Annotated in this window: 13 protein-coding genes; 11 read left to right on the top strand and 2 right to left on the bottom strand. The window is 68.2% G+C overall.

Features of this window, described 5'->3' with window-relative positions:
- Positions 1-1,470: 1,470 nt before the first annotated feature.
- A complete protein-coding gene (locus tag ABD156_RS24210; protein WP_344278071.1) occupies positions 1,471-2,823 on the bottom strand; it encodes an amino acid permease in 1,353 nt (450 codons plus the stop codon).
- A gap of 616 nt (positions 2,824-3,439) precedes the next feature.
- On the opposite strand from ABD156_RS24210, the gene ABD156_RS24205 reads away from it, so the two are divergent.
- Positions 3,440-3,724 (top strand): response regulator transcription factor, encoded by a 285-nt coding sequence (locus tag ABD156_RS24205; protein WP_344277907.1) that lies wholly within the window; start codon positions 3,440-3,442, stop codon positions 3,722-3,724.
- Between the two features lie 2 nt (positions 3,725-3,726).
- Entirely contained in the window at positions 3,727-4,050 is a 324-nt protein-coding gene (locus ABD156_RS24200; protein ID WP_344277904.1) for a winged helix-turn-helix domain-containing protein, read from the top strand.
- A gap of 11 nt (positions 4,051-4,061) precedes the next feature.
- On the opposite strand, the gene ABD156_RS24195 is transcribed toward ABD156_RS24200, so the two are convergent.
- Positions 4,062-4,541, bottom strand: coding sequence for a hypothetical protein (locus tag ABD156_RS24195; protein WP_344277901.1), 480 nt, complete (start codon positions 4,539-4,541; stop codon positions 4,062-4,064).
- Positions 4,542-5,326: 785 nt separating this feature from the next.
- On the opposite strand from ABD156_RS24195, the gene ABD156_RS24190 reads away from it, so the two are divergent.
- From ABD156_RS24190 to ABD156_RS24150, 9 genes are all read left to right on the top strand, one after another.
- Complete coding sequence (locus tag ABD156_RS24190) at positions 5,327-5,944, top strand: hypothetical protein (RefSeq protein WP_344277899.1); 618 nt, start codon at positions 5,327-5,329, stop codon at positions 5,942-5,944.
- On the top strand, positions 5,944-7,065 hold the full coding sequence (locus tag ABD156_RS24185; protein ID WP_344277896.1) for a C40 family peptidase: 1,122 nt from the start codon (positions 5,944-5,946) through the stop codon (positions 7,063-7,065). The genes ABD156_RS24190 and ABD156_RS24185 overlap by 1 nt, the downstream gene beginning before the upstream one ends.
- Positions 7,058-7,786: a hypothetical protein gene (locus ABD156_RS24180; RefSeq protein WP_344277893.1), complete on the top strand. Its 729-nt coding sequence runs from the start codon at positions 7,058-7,060 to the stop codon at positions 7,784-7,786. Before ABD156_RS24185 ends, ABD156_RS24180 begins: the two co-directional genes overlap by 8 nt.
- Positions 7,786-8,088, top strand: a complete 303-nt coding sequence (locus ABD156_RS24175; protein WP_344277890.1) for a hypothetical protein — start codon at positions 7,786-7,788, stop codon at positions 8,086-8,088. Before ABD156_RS24180 ends, ABD156_RS24175 begins: the two co-directional genes overlap by 1 nt.
- 10 nt (positions 8,089-8,098) lie before the next feature.
- A complete protein-coding gene (locus ABD156_RS24170) occupies positions 8,099-9,217 on the top strand; it encodes a hypothetical protein (protein ID WP_344277887.1) in 1,119 nt (372 codons plus the stop codon).
- Complete coding sequence (locus tag ABD156_RS24165) at positions 9,217-10,680, top strand: SCO6880 family protein (protein ID WP_344277884.1); 1,464 nt, start codon at positions 9,217-9,219, stop codon at positions 10,678-10,680. The genes ABD156_RS24170 and ABD156_RS24165 overlap by 1 nt, the downstream gene beginning before the upstream one ends.
- A complete protein-coding gene (locus ABD156_RS24160; protein ID WP_344277881.1) occupies positions 10,677-12,098 on the top strand; it encodes an ATP/GTP-binding protein in 1,422 nt (473 codons plus the stop codon). The genes ABD156_RS24165 and ABD156_RS24160 overlap by 4 nt, the downstream gene beginning before the upstream one ends.
- A gap of 713 nt (positions 12,099-12,811) precedes the next feature.
- Positions 12,812-14,056 carry an aminomethyl transferase family protein gene (locus tag ABD156_RS24155; protein ID WP_344277878.1) on the top strand — a complete coding sequence of 415 codons (1,245 nt, stop codon included), beginning with the start codon at positions 12,812-12,814 and terminating at the stop codon, positions 14,054-14,056.
- A 29-nt stretch (positions 14,057-14,085) separates the two neighbouring features.
- Positions 14,086-15,222, top strand: coding sequence for an FAD-dependent oxidoreductase (locus ABD156_RS24150; protein WP_344277875.1), 1,137 nt, complete (start codon positions 14,086-14,088; stop codon positions 15,220-15,222).
- The last annotated feature ends 8 nt before the right edge of the window (positions 15,223-15,230 follow it).

Here is a 15,230-nt window from a genome sequence, read left to right as displayed (position 1 = left end):
GGTCAGGAAGGAGCCCTGACGCGTGACGTCCGGGCGCGTCGAGGCAACGTTTCGACGACACAGCGGTATCACGCCGGGGTTCGAAATACCATAAAGTTAATCGTCGAATACCGGGAGATATATCTCTGTTCCCGCTCTTGCCACTCCGGACGTCACGCACCCGAAACGTTAGCCGCCGGGGCGACACCTGGCCAGGGAAACAGTCAGAAACCACAAGGAATCTTCCCGAACGGGCAGAGCGAACGCGCGAGCGATGCCTGCGCTTGACGCGCCTCGACACCGTGCCCGAAGGTAGTCGGGCGAGGATGCCTCGGCGTCAATCAACGAGGTTCCCGGCCCCAGTTGAGGCATCCTCGCCCGATGAAGAATGATCGCGCTGCACGCTCTGCCGCCGGATCGATCGAATACCGCCCTGCGGACTTTCCCGGCAGTCGGCAAGACAACTCGGACAGGTGCCGGGAAGCATCTACTGCTCGTCGATCTCGACAGCCGGACACCAGACTTCAGCCGGACCAAGACCGGCCGCCTCCCAATCGCCGCCGGCACACCGGCGAGAGTCGCCTGCCGGTCGCCGGGCACGAGGCAGGCGGGCATCGATCCCGCCGACAATGTGAGACGTCAGCACCGCGGAGACGAGCCGACGCGGACGACCCCCAGTCGTTGAGCAGTTCGGCGGCGCATTCCGGCGGCCTGTTCCCGGACGGCGTCGTCTCCAGGCATCGGCCGGGACATTCCGTCGACGGCAGCAACGGGCTGGCCGGCCGCACCCGGGAAGACCGCACCTGCCGGAACCGGCTTCCTGCTGACCAGCACGATCAGGCAGCAGCCACAGCCGGCCGGCAGGCAGGTGATCGCAGATGCGACGGCACGTCGACCCAATCCCGGTCCGGGTCGCGCGGCGGGCGAAGCGGCGTCCTCCGGCTGAGGGCGGCGGATGTGCGGCTACCGAGCCGGGCAGCGCAGACATCGCGATCCATGCCGGGCTCAACACCCCTCTCCTGCCAGTCAAGCGCCCCGGCGGTCAGACTCGTCCTCGGACCTCCCTCGTGCCGGCTACCGGCGGATCGGATCAGGGCAGTCGACGCGCTCGGATGACGAGAGGCAAGCCGGCCAGGGCGGCGCGGCTTGCCTCTCGCGACCAGAGCGGCCTGAACTCAGCAGCGAACGATCACCGCGGCGACCGGTCCGATCCCGTCCAGCCCGGCCGGGGATCCGGGCTTTTCTCCGGCCGCTGCGATCGGCGCTCTTGCCGAAGGCGAGCCGAACCTGCTCCGGCTCGTCCGGACTGTACTTCCGCTGCGCCGCGGCAAACCGGCGTCGACACGCCCACGCTCAGCGCGTCGGGCATTCCCCCTGAGGTGCGCCGGATCCGGACGGGGGAGATGCTCCGGCCGAGTCGGCTCCCCCGCCCGCCGCCGGCGTGCTGGGCGGCCGGAGCGTCCGCATCGATCCGCCAAAGCCGCGCGCTCATCAGCGGTCGCCGCCGAAACCGGCCTCAGCGTCCTGCGCGGCCACCGCGGCGACCCGGCGGCGTACCGCGAACCAGCCGGCCACCAGCAACGCCGCGATTCCCGGCAACCCGTAAATCAGGATCCGGCCGCCCGCTCCGTTGAAGTAGCTCATCGCCAAGACCAGCACCAGGAATCCGATGGTCAGGTAGTTGGTGAACGGCGCCCCGGGCAACCGCAGCGACGGCCGTTTCACCTCGCCTCGCTTCGCCTTGCGCTGCAGCGCAAGGTTGCAGATCATGATCATCGACCACATCCCGATGATCCCGACCGCCGAGAATTCCAGCGCGATTTCGAATGCCTGGCCGGGCAGCACGAGGTTGAGTCCCACGCCGAGCGCGTAGACAGCGGCGGTCAGCAGCACCCCGCCGTAGGGCACCCCGCCGCGGCTCATCCGCGCGGTGAACTTCGGCGCCGACCCGGCCAGCGACAGCGAACGGAGAATGCGGCCGGTGGAATAGAGCCCGGAGTTGACGCTGGAAAGCGCCGCGGTGAGGACGATCAGGTCCATCACGCCGCCCGCGCCGGGAACGCCCAGCTTCGAAAGGACCGTGACGAACGGGCTTTCCCCGCTCTTGTACGAAGTCCAGGGCAGCAGCATCACGAGCAGCAGGACGGAACCGATGTAGAAAACGCCGATTCGCCAGGCGACCGAGTTCACCGCCTTCGGGATGATCTTCCGTGGTTCCTCGGCCTCTCCCGCGGTGACGCCGACCATCTCCAATCCGGCGTAGGCGAAGACGACTCCCTGCAGGATCAACAGCGCGGGCAGCACTCCGGCCGGGAACAAGCCGCCGTTCGAGAAGATCAGCCCCGGCCCAGTCTTGTGCCCGCCCACTCCGTGGCCAGTGACCAGGAGGAAGATGCCAATCGCCATGAACACGACGAGCGCGGCCACCTTGATCGCGGCGAACCAGAATTCCATCTCACCGAACAGCCGCACGGACACCATGTTGACGGCGAGAATCACCACCAGAGCGATCAGCGCCGGGATCCATTGCTGAAGGTTCGGCCAGAAGAACTGGGTGTATTTGGCGACCGCCGTGACGTCCGCGACGCCGCTGGTCGCCCAGTTCAGGAAATACATCCAGCCGGCGAAGAATGCCGCCTTCTCCCCCAGGAACTCCCGCGAGTACGAGACGAACGAACCAGAACTGGGGCGGTACATCGCCAATTCGCCCATCGCCCGGACCACGAAGAACGCGAAGATCCCGGCCACCGCGTAGACTACCGCGAGCGCCGGGCCGGACGAATGCAGGCGTGCCCCAGCGCCGAGGAAAAGACCAGTGCCGATGGCGCCGCCGATGGCGATCATCTGGACCTGGCGGCTCTTCAGCGACTTGTGGTAGCCAGCCTCCTCGCGGGCGAAGCGCAGCGCATGCCGCGGGCCCTGCTTGCTGTCAACGGCTTCCGGGGGTGCAGACATAGGCTTCTTCCTCTGCGGGGTTCGGGGAGTTCGGCAAGCGTGAAGTCCTGTTCGAAGCGAGGCCGCCGCCGGCTGATCCCGGAAGCATGCGACGGAGAACTCCGCATTGACAATGGCCTTCACACAGAATTAAGGATGCGCCCGGAGCACGCCGAAACCGGATTGCCCTGCCCCGCATGGATCGCGCGGAGTGTCCGAAAGGAGCAGTGCCGAGAACGTCCGGCGGAACGAAAAGAATAGCGATCGCTGCCCCATCAGGCAGAGTTGGCCGACCCCGGCTGGCGATCCCGGCGGTCAGGCGGCATGCTCCAGTTCGGCTCGCCGAACCCTGGAGGCATCCCGATGCGCGTGTTGCTGATCGAGGCCGACGCGCAGGCTGCTCTGGCGCTGCGTTCAGCATTCGCGATGCGCGGCGCGGCCCCGGACCGGGTGACGACCGCAGCGGAAGCCCTCCGGCGGGCGAAAGAACGCCGACATCGTCCTGCTGGACATCGACGTCCCGGACGTGAGCGGCTTCGACCTGTGCCGGTCGATCCGGACGCGCACCGACGGTGCGATCATCGCCTTTCCCGAACAAGACTCCGTCGAAGACCGGATCCTCGGGCTGCTCGCTGGTGGCGACGACCACCACCTGGTCAAGCCCTCCGACGTCGACGAGCTGATGGCCAGGACGCACGCGGTGCTGCGCCGAAGGGGGCGCCCCCGGCTCGCTGGCACGCCCGCATCCGGGTACCCGACCTGGAGATCGATCTTCCGCGTCGCCAAGCGTACATCGTCGGCCTGTCGATAGCCTTGCCCCGGAAGGAGTTCCCACTGCTCGCCTTGATCGCCGGCGCGGACGGAGAGATATGCCCGAGGGACTGGCTCAACGCTGAGGTCTGGGGAGAATACCGGCCCGGCGAGAACCGTACGCTGGACCTGCAGGTGGCGACGCTGCGGACCAAGCTCCGCCGACCGAGGCTGGTCATGACCGTGCGCGGCATGGGCTGTCGGCTGAACGTCGGCGGACCGGAAGCGACCGCACGGGAGCCCCCTTCCGCCGGTGAAGGTGACCGGGTGATCGCCGGCCAGCGATTACGTCGCCGAGTTCCAACTGATCACGATCGGCCGTCCTGACCAGCCGCCGATTACTGCGGTGCGGGGAAATTCTCGGCCAAGTACAGGTAAAATCGAACCGACCTGTCTTCGTCGCGCTTCTCGTGTCGACCCAAGATCACCTTTTTCTGCCGCAGCGAGCGGAACTCGGCATAAGCATCAACCTTGTGCAAGCCAGCCTCTTCGGTCAGCTCGTCGTACGTCATCCCTGTGCTGTGCTCGTTGAGAACCGAGATGAGGGCCTTGGTTTTCGCCTTGGACTGGGACACCGTTGATCCTTTCAGAAGAACCTGCCAGCCGCTGAATGATCCGGACCGGCCGACAAGGAACAAAGCCCATTCGACGTCGCGGCGCAGGCCAGACGGGTACACTCCCGCGGCCAGGCCGGCGAGACGGACCGAATCGGCTGCACCCGTCAGTCCGCATCTAGGATTGGCCTGGTTTCCAGGGTGGACATCGACTTCCCGCACGCAAGGCCCGGGACGATGCTGCTGCCTGATAGGCAGCAGCATCTGCCTCAATTCCCTGCCGCAGGAAGCGGGGACGATCCATCCGGTGCTGGCTGTTGATCGTCCACCGAAGATCCATACACCTCCGCGGCAATTTTCTGATAGATCGGAGTCGGTTCGCCACTTTCGGAACCGGCGTCGTCGTGCATACCGTTCGCCTCACATACACCTGCTCGTTCGAATGCGAATTCCACCACGACCGACCGGGGAGCCGCCTGGCGACCCCAGCCGCTGCCCGATCCGCTAGACAATTCCGCCCTTACGACTCCGCGACCGCGTTCGGGACGACCAGCGATCACCACTGCCGCGGAACGGACCTGAGGTCGGCCGGATGCCGAAGCCGAGCCCGCGATGCCGCTTCCGCAACGGCCTGTTCCCGGCCCAGCTTCGATTCGATGAGTAACCGTCGCGAGATACGCGCAACCGCGTACGAAACCTGATCTTGGGTACGGATGCGCCTTCGGGAAGGCAGCTGAGAGAGGAGCACAGCCGCCCGCACATCCACCCAGCGCCGCGAGGCCCCCCTGATGCCCGAGATACGACACAATCGAAGCGATGCCCCATTTGCAATATTGGTCCGGTCTGAGTGCCGCCGATTCCGGCCAGCGGAGCGGAACGCGCGCCGTGATCGCCCCCGGTCCGCATCAATGCGGTCAGTCGCCATGCTGGCGCGTTCCCTCGTACCCCTGAATCCTCATCTGTTCGGGCAGGGCCGCCTCGCCACTGTTTCGTTCCCTCTGCCCGGTCCGCAGACTTGGGCCATCCAGCGGACGAGGGAGGTGACAGCCATGTGGCGGTTGACGATGAGCATGACAGCGGCCGCACTGTGCTGCGCTGGATGCGGGGCAGCCGCCCTCGCACCGGCGGCCTCGGACCCGTCGTCCGCGACCTCGCCGTCCGGTGCCGGACCGAACAGCATCGTGGTCTCTCCGGTGCCTGCTGCTCCCCCGCCGATGCCAAGCACCTTCCAAACCGGTCCGGCGGAGTCCGCAGGACCGGTGCCTGCCGGTGCCGACGTGTTCGCCTCGCCGACTGCGGTCGCGGAAGCCTGGATGCGCGAGTGGTGCGCATTCGACTGGCGGGAACCGTTGAACGGGAATCTCGAACGTGCCGCACGATTCGAAACCGCCGCTGCGGCTCGCGCGGACCGAACTCGCGGCGACAACACCCGCTCTTACGGAGCGGCCCGTGCGCAGCAAGTGAGCAGCACCTGTGGCGCCGTTTCCGCGACGCTGAATCCCGAAGCGCCCCACAGCCCGGACAGCGCATATCTGGTGGTTTCCGCCCGCCGCACCGATTTCGCCGCGGGGGTGCCGTTCGAAACCTCGACGCTGCAATCCGTGCGCGAAGCGGTGCGCCAGGCCGATGGGCGCTGGCTCGTCGGCGACCAGGTGGAGGCGGGCTGATGCGGGCGCGTGTCTTCGTCTTCGGCGCGGTGGTCGCGCTGTGCGGCCTTGCCTTGGCTGGACGGCATCCCGCTCCGGCCGCGGCGGCGGACTGCGCCACCGCGGCCCCGCCGCCGGCTCCGGCCCCTGCGGCAGACGCGGGCGCGTTGCAGCTTTCCCTTTCCCAGCTCGATGTCGCGAAGAAGATCGTCGGCACCGCGAAAGCGATGTCCATCTCCGAGCGCGGAGTGGTGATCGCACTGCAGACCGCGAAGCAAGAATCCCAATTGGACGCTTTCGCGACAGTCGGCCGCTCGACCGGTGCCTTCCAGCAAATCGCCCCCGGTCCGGCCAATGCGTACGCCGGATACGACCGGACGGACCCCGCTGCCGCGGCGAGAGGGTTCTTCACCGTACTGCTGGCCCGGGATTCCGGGTATGCGAACGACCCGCGAGACAACGCAGACATCGCGCAGCTGGTGCAAGCCAGCGGAGCGGGCGCGAGCCATTACGCGCCGTGGAAACACTTCGCCGAAACGTTGACCAGTGTGCTGTATGCCGGGACCACAGCGATGACCTGCGCCGTGGGCGGCAAGGCAGGACCGACTGCGATCCAGGTGAACGGACCCACCGTGACCTTGCCGCGAGGCGCGGGCGTGACCGGGTCGGTCACCACGGCCTCGCCCGAAACCGCGAAGGTGCTCGGAGCGGCGTTGTCCTGGCTCGGCACGCCGTACGCGTGGGGCGGCGGCACCCCGTCCGGACCGTCGCGGGGCATCCGGGACGGCGGCGTCGCGGACGCACACGGAGATTTCAACAAGATCGGATTCGACTGCAGCGGCCTGGTTCTGTATTCCTATGCCCAAGTCGGGGTGTCGTTGCCGCACAGCTCGGCAGACCAGTTCGCCAACGGCGGCCAATCCGTTCCGTGGCCGCAAGCGCAGCCCGGCGACCTTCTTTTCTACGGTGCCGCAGTGCACCACGTCGCGCTGTTCCTGGGCGTGCTCAACGGAGTGCCGTACATGATCGAAGCTCCGCAAAGCGGGGATGTCGTCAAAGTCTCCGCCGTCCGGACCGGCGGAGACTTCCGGACCCAAGCCGTCCGGCCGATTCCGGGAGGAGGAGCGGCCGCCCATGCATGAGCACCCGCCGGGCTACGAAGCCGAGCAGCCGATCGATCTCACCAAGACCGTGCACGTCAACGTGCCAGCCGAGCCGCCCGCCGCACGCACGCCTCGGGCGAAAGACCCGGCTTGGCTCCGCCGCCGTTCGGTGCGCGAAGCCCTGACCGCCGACGTACCAGGCTCATGGCTGACCGTAGTCGCCAACGTCAAGCCGGGGACGTACAAGACCACCACGACCCGGATGCTGGAAACCGTCCTCGGCCGGGTCCGCGACGACATCCGGTTCGTCGACGGCGCGCGCCGCCCGGTGCGCGGGCGAGTGATCGCCGATTCGCCGAGCTATCCGCAGGACACCGTGTGGCAGCCGTGGGTTCGGCTGGCAGATCAGCTGGTGATCCCGGTGCCCCAGGACGCCGAGGCCGCCCGGGCCGCGGTCTGGATGCTCGATCACCTCGATGCCGAAGGACTGACCGCGCTCACCGCCGGTGCCCTCACCGTAGTGCTCCGCACGGGCCGGGACCGCCGGCTTTTCCGGCGGATCAAGACTTCCTTGGGACGCCGGACCGCGCAGGTGGTGGCGATCCGGCCGAGCGGGGAGGACCCGGAACCGTGGGTGCCGGTGGCGGCGGCGCTCCTTCAGCAGCTGGCCCGGCGGGCGAACGGCGACACGGTGCCGCCGGACGGACCGTCCGGCCGGGTCGTCCCCTTGAATTCCTACCAGCGGAAGGAAGCCAGCTGATGATCGTGCACCTGATGTCCCAGTCGCCCAACCCGTTCGACGGCATCGTGCCGAATTTCGACGTGTTCGGCGTGCAGTTCAACGCGGCGTGGAAGAAGCTGCTGGGCGGAGTGTGGGGGCTCGCCTTCGTGGTCTTCGCCTTCAGCACCATCCGGGCGACGCTGGAGCTGCAGTCGGCGAAGCGCAGCGGTTACCAGACCTCGGTGTCGGAGCACAGCGCGTCGTTGAAGCGTTCGGTGATCGGGCTGGGCGTGCTGGCAAGCCTTGGCCTTGTCTTCGGTGCCGTGCTCGCGGTCTTCTGACGGGACTGGCATGCTGGCCCCCGTCCTCACCGCGACGTTCGTGACCGACCCGTCGACCGCCGTCGACGACTTGGCGAACGCGGTGCACGCGTCCGCGTTCGATTTGCTCCGGCAGGTACTGCCGGGGCTGCGGACGTCGGCGAACACCGACCCGTTGTCCGCGGGCTTTCTCGGCCAGTACGCGGGTGCGGCCGGGCTCGGCCTGATCGTGATGGCCTTCTTCGCGGTGCTGACGATCGTGCACAGCGTGCGCGGCGGGGGCGGCCGTGCGGACCTGGCCGAGTCCCTGTTCAAATACCTGCCGCTGGCGGTCCTCCTGACTGTGTTCTCCCCGGCGGTCGGCGTGCTGCTGGAAAACGCCGCGAACGCCGCCACGGACGGGATTTCGCGGTGGGGTGCCGGAACCGTGGACGCCACCCAGGCCAAGATCGACGCGCTGGCGGCGATCACCGCCGACAAGCTTCCCGGCGGCACCTTCGTCGGCTTGCTGGTTTCGGCGCTCATTGTCGCCGGGGCGCTCGGCGCGTTCCTGGTGCTGGCGGTGCAGAAGATCGGCATGCCGGTGGCCGGGATCGTGGCCGGGATCGGCTGGGGGATGCTGGTGCATCCGGCGTGGCGGGCCAAGGCGGTCCGGGCGCCCGGAGCGTGGCTCGGGCTGATGGCCGTGAAACCAGTGCTGTTCCTGATGCTGGCCGCCGCGTTCGGCGCGTTCGGGTCGGCCGGCGGCAGCACCGACGGAGTGGCCGGGCTGATCGGTCTCTGCCTCCTCGCGGTCGCGCTGCTGATCGCCTGCGCGGTGCCGCTGGCGCTGGTCAGGAAATTCCCGCAGCTCGGCCGCCCCTCCCCCGGCCGGATGCCGGGCGGGATACCGGTCCCGGCGCCGCTCGGCGTGCACGGGCCGGCGACCGCGGTAGCCGAACGGACCGTGACCGGGCACCTGGTGCTGCCGTCGAGGACCGGGCCCGAGCCGGCCCCGTCGCACACTATCGAGCTGGCCTACGAACAACGCCGACAACGAGATCGAGGAGACGCGCGGGCTCAGGCACGGACCCCGCGCCAGCCCAGCCATCTCGAGGAGGGGGCCCGGACGGAGAACCTCTTCGCCGCGTCCCGGACGAGGAGGCGATGATGCGCACCGCAATGCTCGGCGGAGAGGTCGCGAGCCGCGGTCTGCTGGGAAAACTGGGCCGGCGGGGCGGCATCGCGCTGGGCGCGGTCGTCTTGCTCGCGATCTGGCTGTGGCTGGGAGTCGGCGGTCTCGCCGGGATCCTCGCCGGGCTCGGCTCAGTCGCGCTCGGGACCGCAGTGCTCTACCCGTGGAGCGGCCGCCGGTCGCTGGCCGACGGATGGCTGCGGGCGTGGCGGTTCCGCTGGCGCCGCTACCGGCGGGTCACCGAATTCACCGAGGAAGGCCCGGCTGGCCTGCCGCCGGTGCTCGGCCAAGTCGCGCCGCTCGATCTCACCGGTACACCGCACGAGGACATGTTCGTGCTGCGCCACAGCAATCCCGGGGAACTGCCGTACCTCTCCGTGGTGATGGAGGTCGACGGCCAGCCGCAGGGCCTGCGGACCGACGCCGAGTTCGAGGCTGCGTCCGCGCGCTACGGAGTGCTGCTGGCGCAGCTCGCCCGCGACGGATCCTTCATCCGCGGGCTGCAGCAGATCAACCGGATCCTCCCGCACGATCCGGCGCTGCACCGCGCCTTCGTCGCGGCCCGGGTGTCGGACCGGCCCGGCATCGAATCGCTCGTCCAGTCCTATGAGGACCTGGTCGATCTGACCGCGCACACCGCGGAACAACATCGCAACTACCTGGTCGCGCGGTTCCCGCTCACCCCCGAATTCGCCGCGGCCGCCCGCCGGCACGGGGTCGCCGAGGCCGGCTGGGCGGGCCTGGTGCGCGAGGAACTCGCGCGGCTGGCGGAGCTGGTGGTGCGAGCTGACCTGGCCCGGCCGAGAGTGCTGGGGGAACAGCGGACTTGTGCGGTGCTCCGGTCCATGCAGGACCCTGGGTTTCCGGTCGACCAGCACGAAGGGGTGCGATGGCACAACTGCTGGCTCGGCTACCGGGGCGAACGAACCCGGCTGGTGGTCGGCGACTGCTGGTCGCACCGGGTCGCTGTAGTGCTTCCGGAGGCGATGGCGGCAGTCCCGCTCGGGCCGCACTGGCTGGCGCCGCTGCTGGTCGAGGTCAATCCGGCGGTAATCCGGACGCTGAGCGTGCGGATGGAATTCGTCCCGGCACGGATCGCGCGGGCACAGGCGGTGCGAGACGTGGCCGTCGACGGCGCCAGCCGGCTGGACACGCAGGGCAAGGGACGAATCGACGACGGAACCGACGAAGCGATGCTCTCGGCTTCACGACGGCGGCTGGGCGACCTGATGCCGGGCAGCGGTCATCACGGCGTGGAGTGGTCGATGGCGGTGTCGGTGACCGCCGCCGACGCGAGCGAGCTGGCGCGGGCGTGCACCCGGGTCGAAAACGCCGCCGCCAACTGCGCGGTCGGATGGCTCGAATGGCAGGACACCTGGCACGACGCCGCGATGATCGCGACCTATCCGCTGGCGCGGGGAATGGCGGTGTCCCGATGACGAACTCTTCGCGGGCAAGCATGACCGTGGTGCCCGCTCCGGCCCCTGCTGCCCCGGAACCGGCACCGGAACCGGTGCGACGCCGCACGCCGCGCCGTGCCCGCTGGCTGGACCGCGCCGGATGGTACGAGCCGCGAAGCACCGGAACCCGGTCGACGACCCGGCAGGCCGAAGCGCTCAACCTCGCCTTGTCTTCCCCGCCGACCACCTACCGGGGGCTGATCGTCGGCACCGACCGGCTGTCCGGGCAACTGGTGTGCCACGACCCGTTCGTGGCGTACGAGGACCGTCTGGTCTCCTCTCCGAACGCGGCGGTAATCGGCGATGTCGGCAAAGGGAAGAGCTCCCTGCTGAAGACCTGGGGCACCTTGCGCCAGCTGCTGCTGAGCGGACGCCGGGTCATGGTGCTGGACAAGAAAACCCAGGCCGGCGTCGGCGAGTACACGCCGCTGGCGCAGGCGGTCGGCGCGCCGTCGATCCGGTTCACAGTGGACGGGACCGGGAGCCGGCTCAATCTCCTCGATCCGGTGATCGCGCTGGGCGAGGCCGATGAGGCGGCGGCTGGGAGGCCAACCGGGCAGATGATGCTGGTGCGGGCGGTTCTCGCTGAGGCGCTCGGCCGCCCGGTGGCCGAACGGGAAGGCAAGGCGCTGCGGACCGCGTTGCTGGCCGCAGCGCGCGACGCGCACGAGCGAGGGCGCGTGCCGGTGGTGCGCGACCTCGTGCACCACCTGATCCGTCCTGCGGACGAGGCCGCAGCGGAACTGGGCCTTGAGACGAGCACGCTCCGGGAGTGGGGGTTCGACCCGGCGTTCGCGCTGGAACGGATGGTCGAGGAGGACCTGGCCGGGCTGGTCGACGCCGAAACCAGCCCCGACGTGCAGCTCGACCATCCCAGCGGGCTGGTGCACTTCGACATCTCGGCGCTTCCAGTCGAAGGCCCGGCGTTGCGCATCGTGATGACGCTGATCAACACCTGGCAGTCCAACATGCTGGCCCGCCGTTCCCGCCAGCTGATGCAAACCGTCAACGTCGTCGAGGAGGGCTGGCACGTGGCCGAGGGGGCGCTGGGCAAAGTGTTCCAGCGCAACACCAAACTCGCCCGCGGGCTCGGCCTCGCCACCCTCGCTGGGTTCCACCACATCTCGGACCTGCCGCCTGGTTCCGCCGCGCGCGCCCTGCTGCAAGAAGCCGAGACGGTGTTCATCTTCGGTCAGTCGCTGCGCAGCGACGCGCTTGCCTGTGTCGAGCTGTACAACCTTCCGGCCGGGACCGAGGACACGATCATGAACCTCGATCGCGGCACCTTCCTGCTGAAAATCGGCCATGAGCCGCCGCTGCTCGTCCAGCACATCCGGTCGGCGGCGGAAACCCGCCTGACCGAAACCGACTCCGCTATGACTGGTCAGCCGCGCTGAAACGCTGACCGTTCCGGCCGGGCCGCTACGGTGCGATCGAGGGCACCCCGATCCCGCCGGCGAGGGCTCGGTTCCTTCGCTCGCCGCGACGGCGGTCCACCGGCGTCGCAGCCGCACCCTCACGGGTCGGAAGGCGTCGCCGGGCCGGGCTGCCAGAACGCCGGGAGGCAGGGCCCTCTGGACCGTCCCCGCAGCCGAGCGGAAGGCCAATCAAGATCAGGACCGGCAACAACCGCGCCGGAACCTCCGCTGCCGGCAACCGGATTCCGGAGATCATCGCCGGAATCCGGCACCCCATGCTGATCTTCCGCTCAGGGATGCATCTGTCCTGGCTCCCTTGCATTGCGATCCGATCGCCGGATACACGACCCATCCGCCCCAGTCAAGCAGCACCAACCCGGCAGGCAGCGTTTACTGCCCCCGAATCAGCGTTCCCGCCCGATCGGTCGCCGATTTGGTAATTTCAGCGTCCCGGCGGACCACACGCATACACGCAAGCCAAAAATTCACCTGAATGAACTCATCTTCGTCGGCCAATTCCTGAATGTCTGCGTCGGACCGCCGTGAACGCAGCACCTGGCGAGGCCGGACGGCAGAAGGCGCCAATTCTTGACTCTGAGACGAAGGACACCGCCGTGGACACTTTGCGAAGCCGGGGCCTGCCTGCCCGCGAGCCCGAACCAGGCATGCGGAACCCCCTGTCCCAGCCCGGCGTGGTCTGGACGCTGGTCAACCCCGAAGATCTCGCGGCAGCGACCCGGGTGCTGGCGCTCCGCCGCACTGATCCGGGCGGGCTCTTCAGTCTCACCGCAGAACGCTTCGGCCCGGTCACTGCCTGGTGCGCCCTTGGCGACAATGTCATCGGGGCCGCGAACTGGAACCGGCTGACCTTCGCCGAGCAATACCAGGCCGTCAGCGAACGCGCTGGAGCCTTCATCGCCAGCGGCATGCTGTATTTGCGGATCAGCGGCTCGGGGGCCGGGACGATGCTCGACCGGCTGGCCCCGCGCACAGTTTCCGACATGTCCATAGGAACGGCGCGTTTCGTCCTTTTCACCACTCCGGCCGGGACAATCGACGAAGAAGCTGTCGTGTTGCGCACTGCGCCGGACACCTTTCTCCTCTCCTGCGGCGGAGGCAAGAGGCCAGGGTGGCTCGAGTCGGCAGCACGCCTGCATCCGGGGGTGGCGGTCGAGGAGGGAACGCACGGCAGCTTCAACATCAAAGGACCCGGTCGGCTCGACGCAGTGCTGCGAATCGTCAACAAACTCGACGCCGAGGCGGTCGCCAACCTGGCGCCCTTCGAGCACTGCGAGATCCGTTCGCCCGAAGGCGATCCGGTGCGCATCGTGAAAACGATCATCGGACACGAGGTATGGGCACGCCCCGAGATTCTCCGCCGTATGTGGCAACGAGTACTGGACGATTATCCGCGTACCGTTCCGTGCGGATGGGATCTCCTCAACACCTACCGGATGGAATGCACGGACATCGCTTTCGCCCTTTACCCGGTCGACCTCCATGCCGGCATCACTCTCCGGGAGGCCAACTACCGTTGGATGGTCAAGGCAGGCGAGAAGCACGACTACGTCGGCAGGTCATCGCGCCTCAGCGATGCCGGGCCCCGGCTCCGGCTGCGTGGGCTGGAAGCCGATCTGGCAGTCCCGGCACCGGCCGTCGGAGAGGAGATCACCGACAAGTTCGGTGTCTTTCAGGGCCACGTGACCTCTGCCGCCCACTCCCCTCAGCTCGGCAGGCCGCTTGCGTTCGGGCACCTGCACCCCGAACTCGGTCCCGGATCCAGCGTCGTGATCGACGGCACGGCGTGGACCGTGCGAAGCCTGCCCATCCTCAGTTGCCCCAGTCGTCGGCACCGGCAAGCGCCGGCGCCGACCGCGGACCTCAGTCCGCCGCTGCCACACGACCGCGATCCGCAGCGTCTGCTTGAACCGCATTGAGCCCTGCCAGCGGGCGGAGGGGAGCACGTATGCCTGCAACCTACGATGCGATCGTCGTCGGACTCGGCATTATGGGCAGCGCGACAGCCGCTGAGCTCGCTGGGCAGGGAAATCGCGTCCTGGCTCTCGAAGCACGCTGGCCTCTTCACCGCTGCGGCGCCTCAGCCGACGAATCACGCATCTTGCGGCTCAGCCATCCCGACTATCCCTGCTACGCCTCCGACGCCGGGGCCGCCCTCGATGCGTGGCGAGACCTCGAGGCCACGGTGGGAACCAAGCTGTTCCAGCCCACCGGTGGGTTGCTGGTGAGTCGGGCCAGCAGTTCAGCCCTCTCGGCTGCCGCTGCTGCCGCGGCGGCAGCCGACACCGCACACAAGCTTCTCACGACTGCCGAGCTCCGGATGCGTTACCCGTGGTTGCGGTTCCGGCAAGCCGACGAAGGGTTCCTGGATCTCGGTGCGGGAATTCTGCTGGCGGACCGCTGTCTGACCGCATACCAGCAGGCAGCGGTCGCCGCGGGTGCCGAACTGCGATTCGGGGCCGAACTCGATCTGCGGGAAATCACCCGCAGCTGGCTGGAAAACCATGAGATACCGGTTTCCGGCACGAAGGTCAATGGCCGCCATCTGGTGCTCGCGATCGGGGCTTGGCTCGGATCGGCGCCCGCACCGCTTCGCTGGCCGGAAGTGTGGATCGAACGCACGGTCAGCCACTGGTTCTCGCCCGGGCTACAGGTACCCGGCATCGGCGTCGAAAACAGCCCGTTCGTCGAATGGATCGACGATCAGCTCGAACTGTGCATGATCCCCACCATCAACGGGCGGGTCAAAGTAAAGACGCACCACACCGGGCAGGAGGCAGACCCGGCTGCCGGACCCGCTCCCCCGACCGCCGCAGAGGAAGCTTTCGTCAGGTCCAGCCTGAAAGAACTGTCCGGATTGGACCTCCCACCGCTCGGCGCCGCGGCCTCGATGTACACGAATACCGCAGACCGAAGCCTGCAAGTTCGCCGGCATCCGACGATCCTCGACCTCACGACGATAGCGGCGTGCTCGGGGCACGGGTTCAAGTTCGCGCCCCTCGTCGCCGCCCGCGCCGCGCAGCTCTGCACCACGGTGCCTGCGCAGACTTCGCAGGCACCAACGGTTCAGCAGCACGCTCTGTGAGGCAGGCA

Origin of the sequence: Amycolatopsis albidoflavus, from assembly GCF_039525725.1 — a bacterium.
In the GTDB taxonomy this organism is placed as follows: Bacteria; Actinomycetota; Actinomycetes; order Mycobacteriales; family Pseudonocardiaceae; genus Amycolatopsis; species Amycolatopsis albidoflava.
This window is presented reverse-complemented; position numbering and strand designations above follow the sequence as displayed.

Coding starts and splice junctions, on each gene's coding strand:
- ABD156_RS24210 (WP_344278071.1), bottom strand. CDS start 2,823: ATGATCGCCATCGGCGGCGCCATCGGCACTGGTCTTTTCCTCGGCGCT.
- ABD156_RS24195 (WP_344277901.1), bottom strand. CDS start 4,541: ATGCTGCTGCCTATCAGGCAGCAGCATCGTCCCGGGCCTTGCGTGCGG.
- ABD156_RS24190 (WP_344277899.1), top strand. CDS start 5,327: ATGTGGCGGTTGACGATGAGCATGACAGCGGCCGCACTGTGCTGCGCT.
- ABD156_RS24185 (WP_344277896.1), top strand. CDS start 5,944: ATGCGGGCGCGTGTCTTCGTCTTCGGCGCGGTGGTCGCGCTGTGCGGC.
- ABD156_RS24180 (WP_344277893.1), top strand. CDS start 7,058: ATGCATGAGCACCCGCCGGGCTACGAAGCCGAGCAGCCGATCGATCTC.
- ABD156_RS24175 (WP_344277890.1), top strand. CDS start 7,786: ATGATCGTGCACCTGATGTCCCAGTCGCCCAACCCGTTCGACGGCATC.
- ABD156_RS24170 (WP_344277887.1), top strand. CDS start 8,099: ATGCTGGCCCCCGTCCTCACCGCGACGTTCGTGACCGACCCGTCGACC.
- ABD156_RS24165 (WP_344277884.1), top strand. CDS start 9,217: ATGCGCACCGCAATGCTCGGCGGAGAGGTCGCGAGCCGCGGTCTGCTG.
- ABD156_RS24160 (WP_344277881.1), top strand. CDS start 10,677: ATGACGAACTCTTCGCGGGCAAGCATGACCGTGGTGCCCGCTCCGGCC.
- ABD156_RS24150 (WP_344277875.1), top strand. CDS start 14,086: ATGCCTGCAACCTACGATGCGATCGTCGTCGGACTCGGCATTATGGGC.